21 protein-coding genes are annotated in these 26,373 nt (G+C 64.1%); 18 read left to right on the top strand and 3 right to left on the bottom strand.

The annotated features are described in order from the left end of the window. The first annotated feature begins 14 nt into the window (after nucleotides 1–14). Complete coding sequence (locus ACEQZY_RS16755; protein ID WP_341703166.1) at nucleotides 15–794, top strand: heme ABC transporter ATP-binding protein; 780 nt, start codon at nucleotides 15–17, stop codon at nucleotides 792–794. A 69-nt stretch (nucleotides 795–863) separates the two neighbouring features. Here the strand turns inward: ACEQZY_RS16755 and ACEQZY_RS16750 are convergent, their stop codons facing one another. After that, nucleotides 864–1,817 carry a helix-turn-helix domain-containing protein gene (locus tag ACEQZY_RS16750; protein WP_370155930.1) on the bottom strand — a complete coding sequence of 318 codons (954 nt, stop codon included), beginning with the start codon at nucleotides 1,815–1,817 and terminating at the stop codon, nucleotides 864–866. A gap of 268 nt (nucleotides 1,818–2,085) precedes the next feature. Between ACEQZY_RS16750 and ACEQZY_RS16745 the strand changes: the two genes are divergently transcribed. The 6 genes from ACEQZY_RS16745 to ACEQZY_RS16720 all read left to right on the top strand — a co-directional run bounded on the left by ACEQZY_RS16745 (nucleotide 2,086) and on the right by ACEQZY_RS16720 (nucleotide 11,571). Further along, complete coding sequence (locus tag ACEQZY_RS16745; RefSeq protein WP_341703164.1) at nucleotides 2,086–3,060, top strand: ABC transporter permease; 975 nt, start codon at nucleotides 2,086–2,088, stop codon at nucleotides 3,058–3,060. Between the two features lie 35 nt (nucleotides 3,061–3,095). Beyond that, entirely contained in the window at nucleotides 3,096–4,091 is a 996-nt protein-coding gene (locus ACEQZY_RS16740) for a sugar ABC transporter substrate-binding protein (protein WP_341703163.1), read from the top strand. 74 nt (nucleotides 4,092–4,165) lie between these two features. Beyond that, nucleotides 4,166–6,286: an SMP-30/gluconolactonase/LRE family protein gene (locus ACEQZY_RS16735; protein WP_341703162.1), complete on the top strand. Its 2,121-nt coding sequence runs from the start codon at nucleotides 4,166–4,168 to the stop codon at nucleotides 6,284–6,286. Continuing rightward, nucleotides 6,283–7,353: a hypothetical protein gene (locus tag ACEQZY_RS16730; protein ID WP_370155926.1), complete on the top strand. Its 1,071-nt coding sequence runs from the start codon at nucleotides 6,283–6,285 to the stop codon at nucleotides 7,351–7,353. Before ACEQZY_RS16735 ends, ACEQZY_RS16730 begins: the two co-directional genes overlap by 4 nt. Nucleotides 7,354–7,368: 15 nt before the next feature. Then, nucleotides 7,369–8,865 carry a sugar ABC transporter ATP-binding protein gene (locus tag ACEQZY_RS16725; RefSeq protein WP_341703160.1) on the top strand — a complete coding sequence of 499 codons (1,497 nt, stop codon included), beginning with the start codon at nucleotides 7,369–7,371 and terminating at the stop codon, nucleotides 8,863–8,865. Between the two features lie 18 nt (nucleotides 8,866–8,883). After that, the gene (locus ACEQZY_RS16720) at nucleotides 8,884–11,571 is read left to right on the top strand and encodes an enoyl-CoA hydratase-related protein (protein ID WP_370155924.1); all 2,688 of its coding nucleotides are present in this window, start codon (nucleotides 8,884–8,886) and stop codon (nucleotides 11,569–11,571) included. A gap of 215 nt (nucleotides 11,572–11,786) precedes the next feature. On the opposite strand, the gene ACEQZY_RS16715 is transcribed toward ACEQZY_RS16720, so the two are convergent. After that, nucleotides 11,787–11,972, bottom strand: a complete 186-nt coding sequence (locus ACEQZY_RS16715; protein WP_370155922.1) for a hypothetical protein — start codon at nucleotides 11,970–11,972, stop codon at nucleotides 11,787–11,789. 251 nt (nucleotides 11,973–12,223) lie between these two features. Between ACEQZY_RS16715 and ACEQZY_RS16710 the strand changes: the two genes are divergently transcribed. The 11 genes from ACEQZY_RS16710 to ACEQZY_RS16660 all read left to right on the top strand — a co-directional run bounded on the left by ACEQZY_RS16710 (nucleotide 12,224) and on the right by ACEQZY_RS16660 (nucleotide 23,390). Next, nucleotides 12,224–13,861, top strand: a complete 1,638-nt coding sequence (locus tag ACEQZY_RS16710) for an ABC transporter substrate-binding protein (protein ID WP_341703157.1) — start codon at nucleotides 12,224–12,226, stop codon at nucleotides 13,859–13,861. A gap of 66 nt (nucleotides 13,862–13,927) precedes the next feature. Beyond that, the gene (locus tag ACEQZY_RS16705) at nucleotides 13,928–14,986 is read left to right on the top strand and encodes an ABC transporter ATP-binding protein (protein WP_341703156.1); all 1,059 of its coding nucleotides are present in this window, start codon (nucleotides 13,928–13,930) and stop codon (nucleotides 14,984–14,986) included. Then, nucleotides 14,983–15,981: an oligopeptide/dipeptide ABC transporter ATP-binding protein gene (locus ACEQZY_RS16700; protein ID WP_341703155.1), complete on the top strand. Its 999-nt coding sequence runs from the start codon at nucleotides 14,983–14,985 to the stop codon at nucleotides 15,979–15,981. Before ACEQZY_RS16705 ends, ACEQZY_RS16700 begins: the two co-directional genes overlap by 4 nt. A 29-nt stretch (nucleotides 15,982–16,010) precedes the next feature. Then, complete coding sequence (locus ACEQZY_RS16695; protein WP_341703154.1) at nucleotides 16,011–16,940, top strand: ABC transporter permease; 930 nt, start codon at nucleotides 16,011–16,013, stop codon at nucleotides 16,938–16,940. Nucleotides 16,941–16,954: 14 nt separating this feature from the next. Next, a complete protein-coding gene (locus tag ACEQZY_RS16690; RefSeq protein ID WP_341703153.1) occupies nucleotides 16,955–17,860 on the top strand; it encodes an ABC transporter permease in 906 nt (301 codons plus the stop codon). Nucleotides 17,861–17,879: 19 nt separating this feature from the next. Beyond that, nucleotides 17,880–19,418 (top strand): alkaline phosphatase family protein, encoded by a 1,539-nt coding sequence (locus ACEQZY_RS16685; RefSeq protein WP_370155917.1) that lies wholly within the window; start codon nucleotides 17,880–17,882, stop codon nucleotides 19,416–19,418. Between the two features lie 98 nt (nucleotides 19,419–19,516). Beyond that, nucleotides 19,517–20,716, top strand: a complete 1,200-nt coding sequence (locus ACEQZY_RS16680) for a multidrug effflux MFS transporter (protein WP_341703151.1) — start codon at nucleotides 19,517–19,519, stop codon at nucleotides 20,714–20,716. 205 nt (nucleotides 20,717–20,921) lie between these two features. Beyond that, entirely contained in the window at nucleotides 20,922–21,224 is a 303-nt protein-coding gene (locus ACEQZY_RS16675; protein WP_341703150.1) for an HU family DNA-binding protein, read from the top strand. 212 nt (nucleotides 21,225–21,436) lie between these two features. Then, nucleotides 21,437–22,303, top strand: coding sequence for a UDP-2,3-diacylglucosamine diphosphatase (locus tag ACEQZY_RS16670; protein ID WP_341703149.1), 867 nt, complete (start codon nucleotides 21,437–21,439; stop codon nucleotides 22,301–22,303). Nucleotides 22,304–22,454: 151 nt separating this feature from the next. Continuing rightward, complete coding sequence (locus ACEQZY_RS16665; protein WP_370155912.1) at nucleotides 22,455–22,868, top strand: FKBP-type peptidyl-prolyl cis-trans isomerase; 414 nt, start codon at nucleotides 22,455–22,457, stop codon at nucleotides 22,866–22,868. Between the two features lie 78 nt (nucleotides 22,869–22,946). Next, complete coding sequence (locus ACEQZY_RS16660) at nucleotides 22,947–23,390, top strand: FKBP-type peptidyl-prolyl cis-trans isomerase (RefSeq protein WP_341703147.1); 444 nt, start codon at nucleotides 22,947–22,949, stop codon at nucleotides 23,388–23,390. 78 nt (nucleotides 23,391–23,468) lie between these two features. Here the strand turns inward: ACEQZY_RS16660 and acnA are convergent, their stop codons facing one another. After that, entirely contained in the window at nucleotides 23,469–26,156 is a 2,688-nt protein-coding gene (gene acnA, locus ACEQZY_RS16655) for an aconitate hydratase AcnA (RefSeq protein WP_341703168.1), read from the bottom strand. Nucleotides 26,157–26,373 lie beyond the last annotated feature (217 nt).

Below are 26,373 nucleotides of genomic sequence, written 5' to 3'. Positions count from 1 at the left end.
GGGCGATGACGGCGATGAATCTTCATCTGCAGGGAGCCGGGCTTCGGCGCGGCGGCCGCCAGGTGCTGCGGGGCGTGACCCTGTCCATCGAACCCGGCGAATTTCTGGTGGTCGTCGGGCCCAATGGTGCCGGCAAGACCAGCCTGCTGTCGCTGCTGGCAGGAGATCTCCGGCCGACGGACGGGCAGGTCTGGCTCGACGGGCGGGCGCTGCGCGACTGGACACCGCTGGATCTGGCGCGCCGGCGGGCCGTGCTGCGGCAGGCCAACCAGCTCGGTTTTCCGCTGCCAGTGCGCGATGTGGTGGCCCTGGGGCGCTCGCCATGGCGGGACATCCGCGACAGGACAGTCAATGACGCGGCCATTGATGCGGCGCTGGTCGCGGCCGACGTCCGGCACCTGGTCGGCCGCAGCTATGCCGCCCTGTCAGGCGGCGAGCAGCAGCGGACCCAGCTCGCCCGGACCATCGCGCAGCTGGATACCGGCAGCCGGCCGGCACCGATCCTGCTGCTTGACGAGCCGACCGCCAGCCTCGACCTCTCCCATGCCCATGCGGTGCTGCAACGGACCCGGGGCCTCGCTCATAATAACGGCGTGGCAGTTGTCGCGGTGCTGCACGATCTCGGGCTGGCATGGCGTTACGCCGACCGGGTCCTGGTCTTGCGGAATGGCAGTGTGGCCGGCCTGGGAACGCCACATGCCGTTTTCACGCCGGCCCTGTTATCGGAGGTCTTCGCCGTCGAGGCGGCCATCCATGACGGATATCTGGTTGTGCACGGGCCGGTGGCGGCCTGACCGGACGCTCGCCCGGCAGGACTTTATATCCCGGCAGGAAAATCATCTCAGCCGGATCTGTTGCCGCACCTAGACGGTCTTGCCACGGATCACGTCCGACGGGCGGATGCCGAAGCGGCGGCGGAACATGGTGCTGAAATGCGAGGAACTGCTGAACCCGACACGATAGGCAATTTCCGTCAGCGAGCGGGCATCATGGTCGGATCGCAGCAGCATGTCGTGGCCAAGCTCGATCCGCCGGTTCCAGATCCAGTTTGACACCGACCGGCCTTCCAGGCGAAACAGCGCATGCAGGTAGCGCAGCGAGATGGCGTTATTCTTCGCGATCATCTCGGGACTGAGTGCCGGATCGCACAGGTGGTCCTCAATCCATGCTTTGACCGAACGCAGGCGCGCCTTCTGGACGACCCGCTCGCTCATCGGCTCGTCCCGCTGGGCGGAATCGAAAGCCAGGGCGAGGATATCCATCAGCTCTTCGCCGAGCCGTGCGCGGATGCCGGCGTCCAGCGGCGTCCCCTGGCTGGCCAGCATCGAGCAGAATTCGACGGCGATGCGCCCGAGCCCGCGGCCGGTGCTCATGGTGGCGGCCAGCGGTGCCTGGCCGCCCGGGAAACGGCTGCCGAAGGCCTGGCGCGGAATCTCCAGATAATAGGACTGCACCTTGCCCATGCATTCCAGGTGATAGGGCTCGGAGGCACAGAACAGGGCGCCCACCCCCGCCGATGTGCGGAACGAGTCGCCGGATTGCAGCACGTTGACGCTGCCGGACTGGATGAACTGGACGTAATAGCAATCCTTGTCCAGCTTCGAGAGGTGTGATTTCTGCCGCGAAATCAGCTGCTGCGACACCAGGCATTCGGTCATCGCGACAGCACCGAACTGGGTTTCGCGGATGAACCCGTCGTAGTTGTCCGGATCGTCGGCCTTGACGTTGACGTGAACGTAAACGTCGCAGATTGCGTCGCGCCAGGCGGCATAGCGCTTGGCCCGATCCAGGGCGTCGGTCGAGAATACCAGATCCATGAATTCCTCCCGCGCCATCCGGCGGATGGCGGCCTGCCGTGTGAAGCCGGCGGCGGTTTTTTATTCTCGTTCTGACTTGAACGGTGGACCGCCTGCATTCTTCGCCAATCCCGCGAAGCGAGCAACAGGAAAACGGTATCGCGCCCGGCAGTGCACGGATAGGCAAGAATCTTGCGCTCAAGGGAAAGAACCGTTGCCCCGGCAGTGATAGGAAGGCCGCAGTGGCAGCCCGGCCTGCCGCTCAAATCAGTCAGGAGGAAAACAACTTATGCTCCGTGCGGCGAATCTGACCCAGGAGCGCATTGTGCTGGTGCTGGCGCTTGTCCTTACGGCAGCCTTCGCCATATCTCTGCCGGGTTTCCTGACAGCCGAAAATCTCCTGGCGTTGGTGCGCAGCGTCTCGGTACTGGGCGTGCTCGGCATCGCCATGGCGCTGGTGGTCATCGGCCGCGGCATCGACCTGTCACTGGTCGCCGTGATGGCGGTGTCGCTGGCCTGGACGCTGCACCTGGTCGACACCGGCACGCCGCTGGGTGTTGCGCTGCTGCTGGGCCTGGGCTTCTGCCTGCTCAGCGGCATCATCACCGGCTTCCTGGTGGCCTATGTCGAAATCCCGGCGATCTTCGCCACACTGGCGATGGGCACTTTCATCTACGGCTTCGGCCGTTATTTTCTGATCACGCTGGATGTCGTCTACCTGCCGGACGCGGCACGCTCGATCATGTGGATCGGCAGCGGCTCTTTCCTCGGCATTCCGGTGCCGGTGCTGGTCTTCGGTGCTGCCTGCATCCTCGGCGCGCTGTTCCTGCGCTATGTCCGCGCCGGCCGCTATATCCGCGCCATCGGCGACAATCCGCTGGCCGCTCGCATCACCGGCATTCCGGTACGGCCGATCATCGTTATGCAATATGCATTGTCCGCGCTGATCGGCTTCGTCGCTGGCCTGGTCACCGCCACATCGGTGGCCAGCATGAACATCCGCGTCGCCAATTCCACCTTCGTCTACGACGTCATCCTCGTCGTGGTGCTGGGTGGCATTGGCCTGTCCGGTGGCAAGGGCGGTATCCGCAACGTCATCGTGGGTACGCTGCTGATCGGCGTTCTGATCAACGGCATGACGATCATGGATGTGCAGTATACGGTCCAGAATGTCATCAAGAGCCTGATCCTGCTGGCGGCCATTGTCGCTGACACCGTCATCAATCCCAGGGACGAACAGACCGCGCAGCAGGGCGATATCTGAAGTCAGTACATAAACAAACCCAACGGGAGGAAACCATGAAGGGTATTACAGCGCTGCTCGCTGCCGCCGCGATCGTGGCGGCCGGGGCCTCGGCCGCCGCGCAGGGGATCGACGATCCCGCGCGGGCATCCTATTACGACGCCTTCAAGGGCAAGCGCGTCGCCTTCGTGCCCATTGCCATGGGCTTCGACCTTACCGAAGGCTGGGCGGCCGGCATCCGCGCCGCGCTCGAACCGCTCGGTGTCAAATTCGAGATCCGCGATCCGAACTGGAACACCGATGCCGGCGCCCAGGCGATCACCTCGCTGATCGCGGAAAAGCCCGATGCCATGGTGGTGCATAATCCGGATGTGCAATCCTATGCCCGCCTGCTCAAGCGCGCCGAGGAAGCCGGCATCCATGTCATCCAGGTCAACATGCGCTCCAGCTATTCGACCGACGGTTTCGCCGGGGCCGACTATGTCGGCATGGGCGAGCAGATCGCCAACCGCCTTGTGCAGAAATGCTCGCCCGCCAATGGCGGCAACGGCAAGATCGCCATCATGCAGGGCGTGCTGACCGCCGCGGCCAGCGCCTACCAGATGAAGGGCCTTAACAACGTCCTCTCCAAGCATCCGGAAATGAAGGTCGTCTCCAACCAGGCGGCCGACTGGGATGCAACCAAGGCCCGCAGCATCATGGCCACTGTGCTGCAGCAGCACCCCGATCTGTGCGGTGGCGTCGGCTTCTGGGATGTGATGGATGTCGGCACCGGTGCGGCGATCCGCGAATCCGGTAAAAACGTCTACTGGATCACCCAGGGCGGGGGCAACCAGGCCGCCTGCGACAATCTGAATAAGGGTGTCTACAGCGAGGTGGTCAGCTACGACGTACCGAACCAGGCGCGCGATATCGCCAACATCATCAAGTCGCTGTTCCAGAACAAATCGAAGCCCGGCGCAACGAAGACGACGCTGTTCTCGCCGCTGACCTTCATCACCAAGGACAATATGAAGCCCGGCGCCTGCTGGACGCTGGAAGCCAAGAAGTAATCGCGTCACTCCGGACCGGGATGCGCGGAAGCGGCGCCCGGTCCGGATTCTGATTCCCAGATTCAGGCCCGCAGATGTCGATAACAGATACCCTTGCCTACTGGCGCTACCGGTTGGTCCCTGACCATATCGTCGGTGAAATCCTCGCGAAAAGATGGATCGACAACGCCATCCCGTTCTCGATCCTCGTCATCGTTCTGGCCGGCTTTGGTATCGCGGTGCCGGATTTCCTCAGCATCGGCAGCCTGACCGCACTGACGCGGCAGCTGGGCGAGTTCGGGTTGGTGGTCGTGGCCATGACCATCGTCATGCTGGCCGGCGGCATCGATCTCAGCGTCGGCTCGGTGCTGGCGCTGGCCAATATCACCGCGCTGGCGATGATGAACATCTTCGGCCTGCCGGTCGGGGCCGCCCTCGTGGTTACCTTGGCGGTCGGTGCCGGCGTCGGCCTGGTCAACGGCCTGCTGATCGGCTACCTGCGGCTGCGCGCCTTCCTCACCACTCTGGTCACCCTGATCATCGTGCGCTCCATCGTCGATATGCTGCTGCTGAAATACGCGGTGCAGATTTCGGCCGGTTTCCCCGATTCCGATCTCTGGGAGTTCATCGGCGACGGCAAGATCGCCCAGGTACCGTTCAGTTTCGCACTGTTCATCGTTATCGCCATCGTCGTGCATGTGGTGCTCAGCCGCACCCGTCCGGGCTGGCACCTGATGGCGGTCGGCGGCTCGCGTCGCTCCGCTCACAATGTCGGGATCCATGTCCGCCGCACCGTCTGCCTGACCTATGTGGTGTCGGGCACACTGGCGGCGCTGGCCGGTTTCCTGTTCGCCGCCCGCCTCGGCGGCGCCGGATCCGATGTCGGGATTGGTCTGGAGATCACCGTGCTGACGGCAGCGGTGCTCGGCGGCAACAGCCTCGGCGGCGGCCGCGGCTCGGCAGCCAAAGCCGTGCTGGGCGCCATCACCGTGATGATCATCATCAACGGCCTGGTGCGCGTAGGTGCCGGCAGCGGCGCCAATTCACTGATCCTCGGTATCATCCTGCTGGCTGCCGTGGCCATCGACGTGCGCTGGCTGAAGAACCGCCACAAGGTGCTGGCCAAGGTCTATGTCTCGCCCGCCTTCCGCAGCCTGCCCGAACCGCCCGGCACCGAACGGGGATCGGCCTCGCCCTATGCGCTGAACGATCGCCTGCGCGACGTGTCGCTGGTCGGCCTGAACCAGGTCGACGGGCCGGAAGATGTGATCCTCGATGAGAACGATCACATCTATGCCGGTACGCGTACCGGCGACATCGTCCGTTTCTTCGCGCCCGACTACAGCCGGCAGGAAGTCTTCGCCCATGTCGGTGGCCGGCCACTCGGCATGGCTTTCGCCCGCGACGGTGCGCTGATCTGTTGCATCGGCGGTATGGGTCTGTATCGCATCGGCCCCGACCGCCAGATCAGCAAGCTGACCGACGAGACCAACCGCACGCCATTTTCGATCATTGATGATGCGCGGCTGCGGCTGGCCGACGATCTGGACATCGCTCCCGATGGCCGCATTTTCTTCAGCGAGGCGACGATCCGCTACGAGATGCACGAATGGCCGATCGATGGTCTCGAGTCGCGCGGCAACGGCCGCATCATCTGCTACGACCCGCGCACGAATACGACGCGCACGGTGCTGCGGAACCTGAATTTTCCGAATGGCATCTGCATGACCCATGACGGCGAATCGTTCCTGTTCGCCGAAACCTGGAGCTGCAGCGTCAGCCGCTACTATTTTGGTGGACCCAAGGCCGGCACGGTCGAAACGGTGATCCCGGACCTGCCCGGCCATCCCGACAATATCAACCGTGCTTCTGATGGCACCTACTGGTTGGCGCTGGTTGGCGTGCGCACGCCCAGCATGGATCTGGCACTGAAGATGCCGGGCTTCCGGCGGCGGATGGCGCGGCGGGTGGCGCCCGACGAGTGGCTGTTTCCCAATATCAACACCGGCTGCGTCGTCCGCTTCGATGAACGCGGCCGCATCCTCGACGTGCTCTGGGATCTCGGCGGCGAAAATCACCCGATGATCACCTCGATGCGCGAGCACCGCGGGCATCTCTATATCGGCGGCATCTTCAACAACCGGATCGGCAGGCTGCCATTGCCGGACGCCGATCCGCAGTGGACCGGCCCGCAATCCTACTGGGGCGGCAAATGACGTTTTTCTTCACCCGGGCGCTCGATTCCTTTCTCGGTCGCGGCGACAGCGCGATCACCGTTCCGGCGCTGGACGGCGTGCTGCGGCCGAACCGACGGCTCGACGACGCACCGGAGCGTATCCCCGTGGCGGCGCCGTCCGGCATCGTCGCCAGCCATGACGGTCTCGTGGCAGGCTCCGGCAACGAGTTGCTTCTGCTGGCCGCGGGCGACCGGAGCCGGATACTGCACCGCGCCGGTGCGGCTATCAGCTGCCTGGCGCCAGCCGCCGGCGGCATCGCCATGGGCCTCGAGGATGGCCGGATCGTTATCGCCGGCGGCGAGTTCGATGGAGTTGTCTTTCCGGCCGTGGATGGCGCGCGTTGCCCGACGGCGCTGACCGAGGAAGACGGCGCCCTCTATGTTTGTCACGGATCGGCGCAGAACCTGCCGACCGCCTGGCAGCGCGATCTGATGGAGCGCAATGCATCGGGATCGGTCTGGCGTCTCGACCTGCGCAGCGGCCGTCATCACCGCATTGCCGGCGGCCTTGCCTATCCGGCCGGCATCGCCCTGTCTGACGACGGTCTGATCGTTTCGGAGAGCTGGCGGCACCGGATCATCCTGCTGGACCGTGACAGCGGCGCGGTGCGGCGGCAATTGCAGGGCGATCTGCCCGGCTATCCCGGCCATATCGGCGGCCGGCCCGGCGGCTATGTCATGACCATGTTCGCTCCGCGCAACCAGCTGGTGGAATTCATCCTGCGCGAGAATGCCTATCGACGCCGGATGATGGCGGAAATCGAACCGGCCTACTGGGTCGCGCCCACCTGGCGCAGCGGTCGGTCCTTCTACGAGCCGCTGCAGGGCGGCGGCGTCAAGCATCTGGGCATCCTCAAGCCGTGGGCGCCGACCCTGTCCTTTGGCATGGTCGTCCTGCTCGACGGGCAGGGGTTGCCCTGTGACAGCTTCCAGAGCCGTGCCGATGGCGCGACGCATGGCATTACCGGTGCTGTCGTGATCGGCAATTCAGTCTATGCGGCATCGCGCGGCGACGATGTCGTGGTCAGACTCGATCTCGATTCGTAAAGGCAGGGTCCGGCAATGACGGCAATTCTCGAACTCCGGCAAGGCACCAAGGAATATCGTGGCGTTCCTGCTGTGAAGGATGTCACTTTCACACTTGAGCAAGGTGAGGTGCATGCGCTTCTCGGCGAGAATGGGGCCGGCAAATCAACCCTGACCAAGATGCTGGCGGGCGTTGTCGCGCCCACGGCCGGCGCGATCCTGATCGACGGGCAGCCGGTGGAACTGAGCAGCCCGTCCGATGCGCTGAGCAAGGGTATTGCCATGGTCTACCAGGAGACCAGCCTGGTGCCCTCCCTGACGGTGGCGCAGAACCTGTATCTCGGTGATGCCCGCTGGTTCAATCGTCTGCGCGGCATCTATATCGCGGCGCAGCAGTTCCTGCAGTCGCTGAATTTCCCGGTGGATCCGACCGCGCTGGTTTCCAGCCTCGGTGCCGGACAGAAGCAGATGGTGGAAATCGCCCGCGCGGTGCATCACAAGGCACGGGTGATCATCTTCGACGAGCCGACCGGCACGCTGACGCCCGAGGAAAAACACCATTTTTTCGCGCTGGTCAAACGGCTGCGGGAACGCGACGTATCGATCATCTTCATTTCCCATGCGCTGGAAGAGGCGCTGCAGATTTCCGACCGCATCACCATCCTGCGCGACGGCGAGCATGTTGTCACCGACCGTACCGACAGTTTCGATCGCGACCGTATCGTGCGTGACATGGTCGGCCGCACCTTGTCGGCCGAACTTTATGGCAGGGGCGGGCGACAGCATGTACGGCCGGCCGGCCGCAAGGTTCTGAGCGTGCAGAATCTGTCGATGGGCACCATGGTGCGCAACAACACATTCTCGGTGTTTGCCGGCCAGATCACCGGCATCTTCGGCCTGATCGGTTCGGGCCGCACCGAAACCGCCAAGGTGATTGCCGGTATCATGAAGCGGGATTTTTTCCATGGCGGGCAGGTTCGCCTGGATGACCGCCCGGTGCGCTATCGCGTGCCGCGCCCCGCCATCCGCGACGGCATCATCTACGTCACCGAGGATCGCAAGCTGGAAGGCTTCTTCGAAACCATGTCGGTGGCCGAGAACATGTATATCGCCGCCATGGCCGGTGGGCAGAGTCGGTCGAAAATCGTCAGCATGGCTGAGATGCGGCAGATCGCCGATGACTGGACCAGAACGCTGAACATCCGGGTGATCAATTCGGATGCCAAGGTCATCGAACTGTCCGGCGGTAATCAGCAGAAAGTGGTGGTTGGCAAGGCGCTGGTACAGAAGCCCAGGCTGATCATCTTCGATGAGCCGACCAGGGGCGTCGATGTCGGCGCCATTGCCGAGATCCACCAGCTGATCAACCGCCTGGCCGATGAGGGCATGGCCGTGGTGGTCATCTCCTCCTACCTGCCGGAGATCCTGCACCTGTCCGACCGCATTCTGGTGTCGCGCCAGGGCCGCATCGTCGAGGAATTCACCGGCGGCGAGACCGACGAGGAAACCATCATGTATGCAGCGGTTCACTGAGCCCCCTGGAGCCAGCGCATGAAGACCACCAGAGCGGTCGGGACCATCACGTCGATTGCGGATATCGAGGCGCTGGAGGCGCAGCCCTACGACGACCTGATCCCGGCGCAAACCCTGCTCGACCTGTTCTGTGCCACGGCGGAGCAGCATCCGGACCGGCCGGCCCTGACGACTATTCCTGCCGGCGGCTATGCCGGCCGGTCGGCGACGCTGTCCCATGCCGATCTGTACAGGGCGATCATCCGCGCGGCCAATTTCTTCCACCGGCTCAATGCCGAGGCCGGCGCCGGGGTGGGCGGAAGCACGGTCGCCTTCCTGACGCCGATCCTGCAGGGGATGACCGAGGCACTGCTGGGGGCGCAGACCAGTGGCGTGGCCAGCACGATCAACTACCTGCTGAACGCGCGGGTCATCGCCGATCTGCTGGTCTCGGAAGCTGCCGCGACCCTGGTCATTCCGGCAGAGGCGCTGGATGCCGAAATCTGGCGGAAAGCGCAGGAGGTCATCGCGCTGACGCCGACCCTGCGGAACATCGTGGTGCTGGGCGCCGCCGACGGCCTCGATCCAGGCCTGCTGGATTTCCAGACCGAGCAGCAGGCATGCCGGGACGACGGCCTTGATTTCGCCAGCACGGCCGGCCGGGATACGGTCTGCGCCCTGTTTCATACCGGCGGCACCACCGGCCGCCCGAAGCTTGTCCAGCTGACGCATGGCAACCAGATCCATGCCGCCTGGAGCTTCGCTCAGGTGCACGGGCTGGACGAGCGGGACGTCGTCATCAATGGCTTTCCCTTCTTCCATGTCGGCGGCACCATCACGGCGGGGCTGTCGGTTCTGGCAGCCGGCGGCCATATGATCGTGCCGTCGCCCTATGGCCTGCGTGACAAGGGCGTCATCTCCACCTACTGGAAGATCGTGGAGGCCTTCGGGGTGACCATTGTTGGTGGCGTGCCGACCTCGATTGCGGCCATCACCGACATTCCCATGGGCGGGGCCGATGTCTCATCCGTCCGCATGGGACTGACCGGCGGGGCCGTCTGCCCGAAGGCGGTCAGCGACCGCTTCCAGTCCCGTACCGGCATTCCGCTCTATGAAACCTACGGGATGACCGAAACCGCGGCGGCCATCGCCTTCAATCCCGGACGCATCACGCCGGTACAGGGGAGTGTCGGCTTCCGCGCGCCTTTCGCCCGGACCCGCATCACCAGCCTTGACCCCGCGCGCGCGGGTGCGTCCTGCGCGCCGCTGGAAAGCGGCGTGGTCCAGGTCACGGGACCGCAGGTATTCCCGGGTTATGTCGATCCTGCCCATAACCGGGGTATCCGCAGCGCCGATGGCTGGCTGATCACCGGGGATGTCGGCTATCTGACCGCGGACCAGCGCCTTGTCCTAACCGGCCGCGAGAAGGACCTGATCGTCCGCAGCGGCCACAACATCAATCCGGCCGATATCGAGGATGTTGCCAATATCTTTCCTGGCGTACAGATCAGTGCCGCGGTCGGGATGCCGGATGCCTATGCCGGCGAGGTCCCGGTGCTGTTCGTGGTACCAGCGGAGGGCGCCACCCTCGATATCGATGCCCTCGAAAGCCATCTTGCCGCGGCGATCGCCGAACCGCCGGCAAAGCCGAAGCGGATTTTCCGGATCGACGCCCTGCCGACCACGGCGGTCGGCAAGATCGTCAAGGCAGACCTGCGCGACCGCGCCATCGCGGAAAAGGCACGGGCCGAAGTCATGCAGCTCTTCGGGGCCACCGTGCAGCCACAGATAACGGTGGCCAGGGACGAGCGGCTGAACACGGTGGTGCGGATCGAGATCACAACTTCGGACGGCGCTGCTGTCCGGGCGCTGCAGGCCGCACTGGAGCCTTTGCCGCAGCAATACGATGTTGTCGCACGGCCGCCGGCCGAGCTGCCGGCGGCCGGGACGGCCACCGACCCGGTACTGCTGAATCGGTCGGGTCATGTCGCCACCATCACCCTGAACCGGCCAGCCGCCATGAACGCGCTGTCGGCCGAGGTCATGCAGGCGCTGGATCGCGTACTGGACCGGCTGCATGCCGAGGATTCGGCGCGGGCCGTCATTATTACAGGTGCCGGCCGCGCCTTCTGCGCCGGTGGCGACCTGCTGCAGTTCGGCAGGGAGCTGGAGCTCGACCCGCCCTCGCTGCTCGATACGCTGGCCTATAACCAGCGGGTACTGCGTAAACTGGCAGCCCTGCCCATGCCCGTCGTCGCTGCGGTCAATGGTGTGGCGGTGGCCGGGGGGCTGGAGCTGATCCTTGCCTGCGATGTCGTCATCGCGGCGGAGGCGGCAAGGATCGGCGACGGTCATGCGCAATACGCCATCGTTCCAGCTGCCGGATCAACGGCCCAGCTGCCGATCCGCATGCATAGCGTGCATGCCATGCATATGCTGTTCAGTGCCGAGCTGTTCCAGGCCAGGCAATGCATGGACTGGGGACTGGTCAATGAAGTGGTGCCGGCAGAGCGGCTTGGCGACCGGGCCATGGAGATCGCGCAGGGCTATTCCCGGCAGAGCCCGGCGGTGCTGCGACACATCAAGGCGCTTGCCCGTGCGGTGCATGACGATACGGTCCTGACCGGCATGCGTGCCGAATTGCGGGCATTCCAGACCCACCTGGCAAGTCGCGATCTGGCCGAGGGGCTGCAGGCCTTCCGCGAGAAGCGGCGGCCGAAATACTGACGGCGACAGCCGCAAAGCGGGGTCTCGGTGGCCCGGCAGGATCGCATAACATTCCCGGAAGCCCCGCATTCCCCGCCATGGCGCGTGAGGCCGCTGTCCGGAAAGGATTGCTTCTGCAGTCAGTTCAGGCGGGTTTTCAAGAGCAGGCGAGCAGCTGCCGGCCAGTGAACGGCGCGGAGCCCAAAAGATTCTGCGGCGCCCTCAGATCCGCCGGGTCATGCCTTGTCAACCTCCTCCGGCGCATGGGGCGGCGGCTGGCTGATCGAGACCGGGTCGCTGGCCGGAAATGAATCGCGCAGCGCGGCATTCAGCTGATCCTCCTGCTTCCGGCGTTCGGCAATCTTGGCGCGTCGCCTGGAAAGTGCCGGCTTCCCGGGTCGTTTGATCTGTTCCTGTGGCATGGCGGCCTCCTGATGACTGGTCTGCCTCAACCCTGCATATCGGACATGGGAGTGCGGATCACGGGATGCAAGGCCATTCCGTATCTGAAACGGTCCTCAACAATTCGGCCACAGGTGCAGTTACCGTGCGAGTCGCCGGGCAGAGTTCATGGTCGGGTCATGTGCGCGTCACCATTGCGTCACGGAGCATGCCCTAGCGTTCCCCGCAGTCAGCCAACCCGCAGACTTGCCTGCAGACCAGGAGGGGACCCATGCATATCCATCGCCGAAATTTCCTGATCGGAACCGGCATCGCCGCCGGCAGTCTTGCGCTGCCGCGGTTCGCCATCGCCCAGGGCGGCAAGCGGCCGAGCATTACCATCGCGGTGCAGCAGATTTCCAACAGCGCCTCGCTGGAACCGCTGCGCGAGCAGTCGAATGTCGGCGAGCGCACTTTCTCCTTCCTCTATGAAGGTCTGATCATGCGCAACCGCCAGGGCAAGATGGAGCCGATCCCCGGTCTCGCCACGGCCTGGAAGCGCATCAACGAGCGGACCGTCGAACTGACGCTGCGGCCCGGCGTTAAGTTCCACAACGGCGACGAAATGACCGCCGACGATGTTGTCTTCACATTCAGCCGCGAACGCATGTTCGGTCCCGATTACGACATCAGCAGCAACAAGACGCTGTTTGCCAACGTGGTGGTGCGCGACAGTATCGAGGGCAAAGCACTGCCGCCGGAAGTAATGGCCGTGGCCAAGCGCTCGTGGCCGGCGCTGGAAAAGGTCGAGGCAGTCGACAAATACACGGTGCGTTTCGTCAACCGCACACCGGATGTCACCATGGAGGGCCGCATTGCCCGCTATGGCAGCGAGATCATTTCACGCCGCGGCTTCGAGGAAGCCAAGACCTGGATCGACTGGGCACGCAAGCCGATAACCACCGGCCCCTACAAGGTGCGCGAATTCAAACCGGATCAAGAGCTGATTCTCGAAGCCCATGACGAATACTGGGGCGGTCGGCCGCCGCTCGAGACCGTGCGCATGATGGTCGTCCCCGAGATTGCCAGCCGCGTCAACGGCCTGTTTTCTGGGCAGTTCGACTTCATCTGCGACATGCCGCCGGACCAGATCCCGGGCATCGAGAAGAATGCCAAATTCGAAGTGCAGGGCGGCCTAATCGCCAATCACCGTCTGACCGTGTTCGACAAACACCATCCGCAGCTGATCGATCCGCGCATCCGCCAGGCCCTGACCCATGCGATCGACCGTCAGGCGATCGTCGACAGCCTGTGGGCTGGGCGTACCCGGGTGCCAGCCGGCCTGCAGTGGGAATTCTACGGCCCGATGTTCGTCGAGGGCTGGACGGTACCGGAATTCAATCCGCAGAAGGCCAAGGATTTGGTGAAGGCGGCAGGATATAAGGGCGATCCGATCCCGTTCCGCGTGCTCAACAACTACTACACCAACCAGGTGTCAACCGCGCAGATCCTGCTCGAAATGTGGCGCCAGGCTGGCCTGAACGTACAGATCGAAATGAAGGAAAACTGGCAGCAGATTTTCGAGAATAACGGGCAGCGTGCGGTGCGCGACTGGTCGAACAGCGCGCCCTTCACCGATCCGGTTTCCTCGATCGTCAACCAGCATGGCCCGAATGGCCAGCAGCAGCAGGCCAAGGAATGGTCGAATGACGAGATGAACAAGCTGTCTGTGGCCATGGAAACCGAGGTCGACATGGGCAGGCGCAAGGCCATGTTCAGACGCATGCTGGAAATCTGCGAGCGCGAAGACCCCGCCTACACGGTGCTGCATCAGAACGCCACCTTCACGGCGAAGCGCAAGGATATCCAGTGGAAGTCAGCGCCGGCTTTTGCCATGGATTTCCGCGACCATAATTTCAAGATCAGCTGATTGCCTGTAACGTGGCGGGATGGTGACATCCCGCCGCGGCCTTTCTTTTCCAGACAGCGAGGCGGCATGACAATTACCCCCCTTGTCCAGATGCGCGGGCTGACGGTCGATTTCGATCAGGGCCGTCACGTCACCCGGGCCCTGCATGGAATCGACCTGGATGTTGCGCCTGGCGAGGCTCTCGGCCTGGTCGGTGAGTCCGGTTCGGGCAAGAGCGTCACCTGGCTGGCGGCACTCGGCCTGCTGCCGGGGCGGGCGCGCATCCGTGGTTCTGTGAAACTGGACGGTATGGAACTGATCGGCGTTGCCGGCCGTCAGCTCGATGCGGTTCGCGGCCGCCGGGTTGCCATGATTTTCCAGGACCCGTCCTCCAGCCTCAATCCGGTGATGCGGATCGGCCGCCAGATCGGCGAGGCACTGCGGCTGCATCGCGGCCTGACCGGCGCTGCAGGCGAAGCCGAGGCCGGTCGGCTGCTTGATCGCGTCGGCATCGCCAATGCGCGTCGCCGGCTGCAGGATTATCCACACGAGATGTCCGGCGGCATGAACCAGCGGGTGATGATCGCGATGGCGCTGGCCGGCGAGCCGGATCTGCTGATCGCCGACGAACCCACCACTGCGCTTGATGCCACGGTGCAGGCGCAGATTCTGCGGCTGCTGCAGGAAATTCGTCGCGACAGCGGCATGGCCATGGTGCTGATCAGCCATGATCTCGGCGTGGTGGCCGAGAATGTCGAGCGGGTCTGCGTCATGTATGCCGGTCGGCTGGTCGAAACGGCTGCAGCCGCACATCTGTTCGAGCGGCCGCGGCATCCTTATACCCGCGGGCTGCTGGCCGCGCTGCCGGCACTGGACGGGCCGCGCGAACGGCTGGCCGCCATCCCCGGCAGTGTGCCGGAGCCCTGGAATCTGCCGGCCGGCTGCGCCTTCGCTCCACGCTGTGGGGAGGCCGAGACGGCCTGCCATCACATGGCTCCGCCGGATATCCCGATTACCGGACATGAGCGCGTGCTCTGTTTCCGTCCGCGATATGCCCCGGAAGCACTGGTTGCGCATCACCGGCAGCCGCAGCCGGCCAATGTCGCGGATATGCCGGTGCTGCGCCGCACCGAGATTTCCGCATGACGGTTCGTCCTTTGCTCGAAGCCAGAAATCTGGCGCGCCATTTCGCGATCCGCCATGGTAACTGGCCGCGCAGCCGCAAGGCCCTGCTGCGGGCAGTGGACGGGATTTCGCTGACCGTGATGCCAGGGCGCACCCTCGGACTGGTCGGCGAGTCCGGTTGTGGAAAATCGACGACTGGCCGGCTGCTGCTCGGGCTGATGGAGCCGACCGCTGGTACGGTGCGGTTCGATGGCCAGCCACTGGCCCGTGCCGGTACTACGGAGTGGCGGGCCCAGCGCCAGCTGATGCAGATGGTTTATCAGGACCCGCTCGGTGCACTCGATCGCCGGCTTCCGGTGGCCAAGCAGATCGGCGAGGCGCTGGAAATCCACCATCCGGCCATGCCGTCAGCGGAACACGCACGGCGTGTTGCCGAGGTGATGGAGGCTGTGGGCCTGCAGGCCCATCACGGGCCGCGCTATCCGCATGAGCTGTCTGGCGGCCAGCGCCAGCGTGTGGTGCTGGCCCGAGCCCTGATCCTCGAACCGCGGCTGCTGGTCTGCGACGAACCGATCTCCGCCCTGGATGTCTCGATTCAGGCCCAGGTGGTCAATCTTCTGCTCGACCTGCAGGAACGGCTGGGACTCGCCTACGTGTTCATCAGCCATGATCTCAGGGTGGTGCGACAGATCAGCCACGAGGTGGCGGTCATGTATCTCGGCCGTATTGTCGAATATGGAGAAGCCGAAGCTCTGTTCCATGCGCCGCAGCATCCCTATACCCGAGCACTGCTGGCAGCGATTCCGACCGTGGCGCGGCGCCAGGCAGATATCAGTCTGCTGGAGGGGGATCCGCCTGACCCGGTCGACCCGCCATCCGGCTGCACCTTCCGCAGCCGCTGCAGCCGCGCGCAGAGCCTCTGTGCCCAAAGCGTGCCGGCCCTCAAACCGCTGTCCGATGGCCGGCATGTGGCCTGCCATTTCGCCGACAGCAACACCGCTGTCGCCGCCGCCTGACCCGGATAGAAGAAACCAGCGAACCCGCCATGCTCTTCTTCATCACCACCCGCCTGGCTCGTGCCGCACTGACCATCGCCTTTGTCGTCACCTTTGCCTTCGTGGTGCTGCGGCTATCGGGCGATCCGGCAATGTTGATTCTCTCGGTGGATGCCCCGCCGGAGGCGATCGAAGCCTTCCGCAGGTCCTGGGGGCTCGACCGGCCCATCTGGGAGCAATATGCCGCCTACGCGATCAAGGCGCTGAGCGGCGATTTCGGCAATTCGATGCGCGATGGCCGGCCAGCGATCGAACTGGTGCTGGAACGGGTGCCGATGACGCTGGCAATTACGCTGCCGGCATTGCTGATCAAGCTGTTTGTCGGTATTCCGGCCGGCGTGTTTGCGGCTTTGCACCGGAACTCGATGATCGACCGCCTGACCATGATGGTTTCGGTGGCGGGCTTCACGGTGCCGAGTTTTGTTCTCGCATTGGTGCTGGTGCTGATTTTCGCCGTTCAGCTCGGCTGGCTGCCCTCCGGCGGCAGTGAAAGCTGGCAGCATGCAATCCTGCCGATTGTCACGCTGGGCGCTGCCGGTGCCGCCGTGCTGGCCAGATTCACCCGGTCGGCGATGCTGGAAGTGCTCGGTCAGCCCTATATACGGACTGCTTCGGCCAAGGGCGTGCCGTGGCGGCGGGTGATCGCAGACCACGCCCTGCCCAATGCCGCGATCCCGACCGTCACCATCATCGGTTTCATGATCGGCAGCCTGATCGCCGGCGCCGTGGTGGTGGAGAGTGTCTTCGCCTGGCCCGGTGTCGGCCGTCTGCTGGTGGCAGCGGTGTCGAACCGTGACCTCGCGGTGGTGCAGGCGATCCTGCTGGCCATCGCGCTGTCCATGGTGGCTGCCAATCTGGTCGTTGATATCGCCTATGGCTGGCTGGATCCGCGGCTGCGTCGCAGCCGCGGCCATGCCTGAGGGAAGGGGAGGCCATGACGGACATCACGACTTCCGCACCGGTGCAGGATCACGGAAGCGCGGAGCCGCAACTGCGCAGCCGTGCAGCCCGCTTCTTCGAAGCATGGCCGCCGATGACCATCGCGGCGCTGGCCTGGATCGGTGCCATGCTGGTCATCGCACTGGGCGCTGATCTGCTGGCGCCCTATTCGTTCACGGCTTTCGATCTGAAGGCCCGCCTGCAGCCGCCTCTGGGGTTCGGCGGACCGCTGAACCACGCACTGGGAACGGATGAACTGGGGCGTGACGTACTGTCCCGGCTGATCGTCTCGATCCGGCTCAGCCTGCTGATCGCCTTTTTCGGCACGCTGATTGCGGCGACGCTGGGTACCAGTCTCGGTATCCTGGCGGCGCATTTCCGTGGCCGCACCGAAGCGGTAATCCTGATGCTGATCGACTTCCAGGCCAGCATGCCCTTCATGATCATCGCGCTGGCGGTGCTTGCCTTCTTCGGCAACAGCCTCACCCTGTTCGTGATCCTGATGGGGTTCCACTCCTGGGAGCGATATGCGCGTATCGCCCGCGGCCTGACCCTCTCGGCCAACGAACAGGGCTATGCGGCCGCTGTGCGCCAGCTTGGTGCGGGCAGCTGGCGTATCTACGGGCGGCACGTTCTGCCCAACATCGCGTCCACCCTGATCGTGTCGATGACCCTGACCTTCCCGGAAATCATCCTGCTGGAAAGCGGCCTGTCCTTCCTTGGGCTTGGCGTGCAGCCGCCGCTGACTTCGCTCGGCAATATGGTGGGCTATGGGCGTGAATATATCACCCGTGCGCCCTGGATCTTGCTTGCGCCCAGTGTGGTGATCGTGCTGACGACCCTATCGATCAGCATTGTCGGCGACTGGCTGCGCGACCGGTTGGACCCCACCCTTCGCTAACCACAACCCCCTAAGAACCATGACAGACCAGAACAGACGCAAGAATATCCTGCTGATCGTCGTCGACCAGTGGCGCGGCGACATCCTGTCCCATCTCGGCACGCCGGGGCTGAAGACGCCCAATCTTGACATGCTGTGTCGTGAGGGCGTGACCTTCCGCAATCACTTCACCCAGGCAGTGCCCTGCGGCCCGGCGCGCGCCTCGCTGCTGACCGGATTGTACCAGATGACCCATCGCGCGGTGCAGAACACCATTCCGCTCGATGCGCGTTTCACCAATCTGGGCCTCGAGCTGCGCCGGAACGGCTACGATCCGGCGCTGATCGGTTATACGACGACAACACCAGATCCGCGGACCACCGGCCCGAACGATCCCCGCTTCTTCGTGCTGGGTGATATCATGGACGGCTTCCGCCCGGTGGGCGCTTTCGAGCCTTACAAGGAAGCCTACTTCGCCTGGATTGCCTCGAAGGGCTACAGGCTGCCTGAGAACCCGGAAGATGTCTGGCGGCCGGCCGACGGTGAACCGGGCGCGACACGCGCAGCCGGGCGGCTGCCGAAGGAGCTGTCAGATACCGCCTGGTTCACCGAGCGCGCACTCACCTACCTGCAGGGCGCGAATAACCGCAACTGGTTCCTGCATCTGGGCTATTACCGTCCGCACCCGCCCTATATCGCGCCGGAGCCCTATAACAGCATGTATGACCCGGCCGATATGGCGCCGCCGGTGCGGGCAGCCACTGCCAGCGAGGCGGCGGCCAGCCACCCCCTGCACAAATTCTACATCGACAATGTCAACCAGCGTGGCTTCTTCCAGGGGGCTGACGGGTTGGGATCGGCCATGAGCGAAGAGGAAGTGCGCATCATGCGCGCCACCTATTTCGGACTGATGACCGAGATCGACGATCATCTGGGCCGTGTCTTCGACTATCTGAAGCAGAGCGGCCAATGGGATGATACCCTGATCATCTTCACCTGTGACCACGGCGAGCAGCTCGGCGATCATTATCTGCTCGGCAAGCTGGCGTATTTCGATGCCAGCTTCCGCATTCCGATGATCATTCGCAACCCGGATCGCCCGGCCGACGTCACCCGTGGCGAGATCGTTGACCGATTCACCGAGACAATCGACACCATGCCGACCATCCTGGAATGGATCGGTGCTGATATTCCACGTCAGTGCGATGGCCGCTCGCTGCTCGATTTCACCTATGGCAGCGTACCGGCCGGCTGGCGCACCGAAGTGCATTACGAGTTCGATTTCCGGGATATCTTCTATTCGAAGCCGGAAGGCGTGCTGGGCACGGCAATGGATCACAGCTCTCTCGCCGTGGTGCAGGATGAAAGCTACAAGTATGTGCATTTTGCTGCCCTGCCGCCGTTGTTCTTCGATCTGAAGAAAGATCCGGGCCAGCTGTACAACATGGCCGGTGATCCGGCTTATGCGGCTAGGATCATGGAGTATGCCCAAAAGATGCTGGACTGGCGGCTGCGTTATGCGGACAAGACCCTGACCGGCTACCGCGCCAGCCCGCACGGGCTCGAAAGCCGGCGCTGACCGGCAGCCGGGCCGGCGGGCTTGGTAAAACGGGGGAAGGGCGCTATATCAGCTCTTCCCGTCCGCGGGGCGGCACACCGCCCTGACAAGAAAAGCCAATGTCCAGTCCCGCCATCCGGCGCTCCTTTCTTCCGGTTCTGGTTGCCATGTCGGCCCTCGGGCCGATGGCCCTGAACATCTTCATGCCATCGATGCCGGGGCTGGCCCGCCAGTTTGGCGTCGATTACGGCACCGTGCAGCTGACCCTGACCTTTTTCCTGGTCGGCCTCAGCGTTGCGCAGCTGGTCTACGGGCCGCTCAGCGACCGTTACGGCCGCCGGCCGCCATTGCTGTGTGGATTGATCCTGTTCCTTGGCGGCAGCGTGATCTGCACGCTGGCGGAAACCATCGAAATTCTGATGCTTGGCCGCATGCTGCAGGCGATCGGCGGCTGTTCCGGGCTCGTACTGGGACGGGCGATCATCCGCGATCTCTATGACCGCGACCATTCTGCGGCAATGATCGGCTATGTCACCACGGCCATGGCTCTGGCGCCGATGTTCGCCCCGGCTCTTGGCGGCCTGCTGGACGACCTGTTCGGCTGGCGGGCCAGTTTTGCCTTCTGTGCGCTGGCCGGACTGCTGGTGCTGGGGCCGGTGGCGATCCTGCTACCGGAAACCAATTCCGTCCGTGGCGGCGGCGAGGGGGTGGGAAGCCTGTTGCGGGGCTATGCCGGACTTCTGCGCTCGGCAGCCTTCTGCGGTTATGCGCTGCAGACGGCATTCACATCGGGAGTGTTCTTTGCCTTTATCGCCGGCGCCCCCTTTGTGGTGGTGACAGTGCTGGGCGAGCCTCCTTCCAGCTACGGCCTGTGGTTCATGCTGGTCTCGCTTGGCTATATCGGCGGCAATTTCCTGACCGGACGCTTCTCGGTGCGTTTCGGGATCGACCGTATGATTGCCGCCGGCGCGGTGGTCGGCCTGGCCGGGGTCGTGATCTTGGCGACCACCGGCTGGTTCGGCCTGCTGAGCCTGCCGGCGCTGTTCCTGCCGATGATGGTGGTCGCCCTGTCGAATGGCCTGACCCTGCCGAATGGCACTGCCGGGGCGATATCGGTCAACCCGCGGGCCGCCGGCGCTGCGGCCGGGCTGTCCGGGGCCCTGCAGATGCTGATTGGTGCGGCGGCGGCCGTTCTGGTCGGTTATGGCCAGGATATCGACCCCAGCCAGTATCCCATGATCTGGACCATGCTGGGCAGCGGTCTGCTGGCAGTGGCCAGTTTCGCGCTGGCCATGAAAGCCCGCCAGATGCGGGTCTGACGGCGCCGCCGACCGGAAGAAGGCCGCAAACCCGCATGGTTGGCGGCCCGATTCGCCCCCGGTTGCGAAAAGCCGCATGTCTAGCGGTTTTTTCCGCATTGGCCGATGGGCAAGCGCCCCGGGCGGTGCTATGCAGGATTCGGGACAACATCCCGATTCGCTCAATAACAAGCATCTGACGCATCTTTTCTGAGGAGAGAGACCAATGGCTAAAGCGGCCGCAACCAAGACGGTCACCGTGACCGCGAAGCAGATCGCCTCGACGCTGGCCGAGAAGCACGAGCTGCAGAAGAAGTCGACCGTCGCCCTGTTTGACGAGTTTTTCGCCGCCGTGACCAAGTCGCTGAAGAAGGGCGAGCGCGTCCGTATGGGCGACCTCGGCATCCTGCAGGTCCGCAAGCGCGCTGCCCGCATGGGCCGCAACCCGCAGACCGGCGAGCCGATCAAGATCAAGGCTTCCAAGAAGGTTGCCTTCCGCGCCAGCAAGGTGCTGAAGGAATCGATCTGAAGTCTGCCCGCAAGGGCTGATCCGGATCAGGGGCCTGCCAGCCGGCGGGCCCCTTTTTCGTGCACGGAGCCCGGCCCTGGAGGTCAGACTGTCACCGATCCGTCATCCGCGTCACCGAAAATTCACGGGACTTTGCCCGGGGCGGGATTCATCTTCCCGGCCAAGAATTTGGCCCGGCTTTCCGCCCGGGCGATTCGTCGAGCAGGTGACCGATGAACATGGCAGTCCGCCCGGCCCGTTACCGAACCATCTGGATCTCAGACATCCATCTCGGCACCCGCGGGTGCAAGGCCGACCTGCTGCTGGAATTCCTGCGCCATACCGAATCGGATACGCTGTACCTGGTCGGCGATATCATTGACGGGTGGCGGCTGAAGCGGTCCTGGTACTGGCATCAGAGCCATAACGACGTGGTGCAGAAGCTGCTGCGCAAGGCGCGGAAAGGCACCACTGTGATCTATGTGCCCGGGAATCATGACGAGGCTCTGCGTGATTTCACCGAATTGCAGTTCGGTGGCGTCCGCGTCGAGATGGAGGCCATCCACGAAACCGCCGATGGCCGCCGTTTCCTGGTCACCCATGGCGACCATTTCGATGGCATCGTCACCTGCGCCAAATGGCTGGCCCTGCTGGGCGATGCCGCCTACGGTTTTGCCCTCAGCCTGAATACCTGGTTCAACCATGTCCGCCGCAGGATGGGGCTGCCTTACTGGTCGCTGTCCGCCTATCTGAAGCATAAGGTGAAGAACGCGGTGGAGTTCATCTCCGACTACGAGCAGGCCATCGCCGAGGAAGCGCGCCGCCGCCATGTCGACGGTGTCGTCTGTGGCCATATCCATCACGCCGAAATTCGCGATATCGACGGCATCCTCTACTGCAATGACGGCGACTGGGTGGAAAGCTGCACCGCGCTGGTCGAACATGCCGATGGCCGGCTGGAGATCCTGCGCTGGGCGGAACTGCGGGAGGGGCTGGACGGCCTGCTGCATGACGACCAGGAAGCCGAGGCCGCGGGGGGCGAATCGGGGCAGTCCGCGGCTGCCCCGCAACCGTCTCCCCGGCCCGAGCCGGTGGCCTGAGGGGCGGGCCTCGATCTGGCGCCGGCTTCGGCCCCCGCAGCATTCTCCAGCATTTTCCTGATATTTGCGGTGCCGCTACCCGTGTGGCGCGTGTGACTGCCTCTGGTTGAAGGGGCTGGGCAGCAGCGGATTTGCGCGCTATTCTAGGGACATGGGAGTGCTTTCTTCACTGCTCGGCGCCGTCGGCATAGGCGGCAAACAAGAAGCGATCAATCTGCGCCAGACTCCGTCCGGCATGCGGTCGGGCGATATTGTTCTCGGCACCGGCGAGAAGGCCGAACCCGGCAAGATGGTCACCGTGCACTATGCCGGGTGGATTTGGGAGAACAACAAGCCGACGCGGAATTTTGACAGTTCCTACAAGCGCGGCCAGCCATTCGAGTTCCAGCTCGGTCAGGGCAAGGTGATCAAGGGCTGGGACGAAGGCGTCGCCTATATGAAGGTCGGCGGCAAGCGCGCACTGCTGATCCCGCCATACCTGGCCTACGGGGCCAAGGGCAACGGCCGGATCATTCCTCCCAACGCCACGCTGTTTTTCGAGATCGAGCTGGTCGGCGTCCGCTGAGGCGGACTGGCCATGATGCCGCCCCAATCGGCCGGCATCGTCCGGCTGTCCCGTCGTTTCCATCCATGGAGAGTTCCGATGTTGCTGTCCCGTCGTGGCGTGGTCCTGATGGCTGTTGCCACCACTCTGGCTGCCGGCCAGTTCCTGGCCGGGCCGGCCCGGGCCGAGAAGGAGGTCACCACGGCTTCCGGCCTGCGCTACACCGATGCGAAAACCGGCAGCGGCCCCGTGGCCCGGGCCGGCCAGAGCGCCGTGGTGCATTACACCGGCTGGCTTTACGAAGGAGGCAGGAAGGGGACGAAATTCGATTCCTCGCGCGACCGCGGCCAGCCCTTTGCTTTTCCGCTTGGTGCAGGCCGGGTGATCCGGGGCTGGGACGAGGGGGTTGCCGGCATGAAGGTCGGCGGGCAGCGCACCCTGATCATTCCACCGGAGCTCGGTTACGGCGCCCGCGGCGCCGGCGGCGTGATTCCGCCGAATGCCACCCTGATCTTCGACGTCGAACTGATCGAGGTGAAATAGGCACGGCTTTCAGGCTGCCAAAACAAAAACGGCCGGGTTGCCCCGGCCGTTTCTGTTTACGCAGCGTCACGGGCTGTACTACGCAGCCTTGGCCAGGTTGCGCAGCACGTAGTGCAGGATGCCGCCATTCTTATAGTAGTCGATCTCGTCCAGCGTATCGATGCGGCACAGCACCTCAATCGTCTGGGTCTGGCCGTTGGCCCGGGTGATGGTCACCGGCAGTTTCATGCGCGGCTTCAGACCCGAGGCGAGGCCCGAGATGTCGAACTTCTCGGTGCCGTCGAGGCCCAGTGACTGCCGGGTGGTGCCCGGCAGGAACTGCAGCGGCACGACGCCCATGCCAACCAGGTTCGAGCGGTGGATGCGCTCGTAGCTTTCGGCAATCACCGCCTTGACGCCCAGCAGGATGGTGCCCTTGGCCGCCCAGTCGCGTGACGAGCCGTTGCCGTATTCCTTGCCGGCGACGATCACCAGCGGGGTACCGCTGGCCTTGTACTTCATCGCCGCGTCGTAAATCGACATGGTCTCGCCGGTCGGCACGTATTTGGTGATGCCGCCCTCGGTGCCCGGCACCATCTCGTTTTTGAGACGGATATTGGCGAAAGTACCGCGCATCATCACCTCGTGGTTGCCGCGGCGGGCACCGTAGGAGTTGAAGTCGGCGTAGGTGACCTTGTTGCCGGTCAGGTAGCCGCCGGCCGGGCCGTCCTTCTTGATCGAGCCGGCAGGCGAGATGTGATCGGTGGTGATCTTGTCGCCCAGCAGCGCCAGCATACGGGCGCCTTTTATGTCGGTGATCGCCGACGGGGTCATGCTCATGCCCTCGAAATACGGGGGGTGCTGCACATAGGTCGACTTGTCGTCCCACTTGTAGGTTTTGCCGGCGGCAACGCTGATCTTGCGCCAGTTCGGGTCGCCCTTGAAGACGTCGGCATAGCGCTTCTTGAACATCGCCGGGGTGACATATTTGCGGACCATCGCGGCGATCTCCTTGTTGGAGGGCCAGATGTCCTTCAGGTAGACCGGCTTGCCCTTGGCATCATGGCCGAGCGGCTCGCGGGTGACGTCGACCTTCAGGTTGCCGGCCAGCGCATAGGCCACCACCAGCATCGGTGAGGCAAGGTAGTTCGCCTTGGTCAACGGGTGCACGCGGCCCTCGAAGTTGCGGTTACCTGACAGCACCGCGCCGACGACGAAATCGTTGTCGGTGATCGCCTTCGAGATGTTGTCTGGCAGCGGGCCGGAATTGCCGATGCAGGTGGTGCAGCCATAGCCGACGATCTGGAAGCCCAGTTTGTCGAGATCCTTCTGCACGCCCGATTTCGCCAGATAATCCGTAACCACCTGGCTACCCGGCGCCAGCGAGGTCTTCACCCACGGCTTGGTCTTCAGGCCCTTTTTCAGGGCGTTGCGGGCCAGCAGGCCGGCACCCAGCAGCACGCTCGGGTTCGAGGTGTTGGTGCAGGAGGTGATGGCCGCAATCACAACGTCGCCATGGCCGATGTCGAACCGGGTACCATCCACCTTGGCGCGGAAGTCCAGTGCGGTCTTCTTGCCGTAGAAGTTGGTCATCGCGTCCTTGAACTCGGTGGCGGCGTTGCTGAGTGCAACGCGACCTTCCGGGCGGGTCGGGCCGGCCAGCGAAGGCTCGACGGTCGACAGGTCCAGCTCAAGGGTGTCGGTGAAGACGGGCTCCGGCGATTTCGGCGCACGCCACAGGCCCTGGGCCTTGGCATAGGCCTCGACGAGCTTGACGCGCTGCGGGTCGCGGCCCGAGGCCTTCAGATAGGCGATGGTCTCGGAATCGACTGGGAAGAAGCCGCAGGTGGCACCGTATTCCGGCGCCATGTTGGCGACGGTGGCGCGGTCAGCCAGCGACAGCTCATCGAGGCCGGGACCGTAGAATTCCACGAACTTGCCGACCACGCCCTTCTTGCGCAGCATCTGGGTGACGGTCAGCACGAGGTCGGTGGCGGTGGTACCTTCCTTCGGCTTGCCCGACAGGCGGAAGCCGACCACCTCGGGCAGCAGCATCGAGATCGGCTGGCCCAGCATCGCAGCCTCGGCCTCGATGCCACCAACGCCCCAGCCCAGTACGGCCAGGCCATTCACCATGGTGGTGTGGCTGTCGGTGCCGACCAGGGTATCCGGATAGGCCACCTCGGTCTTGCCGTCCATGCCGGTCCACACGGTCTGCGCGAGGTATTCGGTATTCACCTGGTGGCAGATGCCGGTGCCCGGGGGCACGACGCGGAAATTGTCGAATGCGGTCTGGCCCCAGCGCAGGAATTCGTAGCGCTCGCCATTCCGCTCATACTCCATGTCGACGTTCTTCTTGAACGAGTCCTTGCTGGCCGAATAATCGACCATGACAGAATGGTCGATCACGAGGTCGACTGGCGATAGCGGGTTGATCTTGCTGGTATCCTTGCCCAGTGCGGTCATGGCATCGCGCATGGCGGCGAGGTCGACTACCGCCGGCACACCGGTAAAATCCTGCATCAGCACGCGGGCCGGCCTGTAGGCGATCTCGCGATCCGAACGGCGGTCTTTCAGCCACTTGGCGACGGCCTTAATGTCGTCCACCGAAACGCTGCGGCCATCCTCGTAGCGCAGCAGGTTTTCCAGCAGCACCTTCAACGAATAGGGCAGACGGCTGAGATCGCCGAGGCCGGCCTTTTCGGCGGCCTTCAGGCTGTAATAGGCATAGGTCCTGTTGCCGACCTTGAGATTGCGGCGGGTCTTCAGGGTATCCTGGCCGACCATGATCGGCACGGCGCGGGCGGCGCCGGCAGTCTTCGGTGCGGCAGCCTTCTTCGGGGCGGCCTTTTTCGCCTTCACCACGACCTTCTTCGCGGGCTTCTTCACGGCCTTCTTGACCGCCTTGCGGCTGGCAGCCTTGACCGCCGTCTTGGCGGCCCGCTTGCTGGCCACCTTCTTGGCGGCCTTGGCGCTTTTCGCTTTCACCGGGCTCTTGCGGGCC

The organism is Ferrovibrio sp., assembly GCF_964218355.1.
Classification (GTDB): domain Bacteria; phylum Pseudomonadota; class Alphaproteobacteria; order Ferrovibrionales; family Ferrovibrionaceae; genus Ferrovibrio.
Note: the sequence above shows the minus strand (reverse complement) of the source record. Positions and strands in the feature narration are given on the sequence as shown.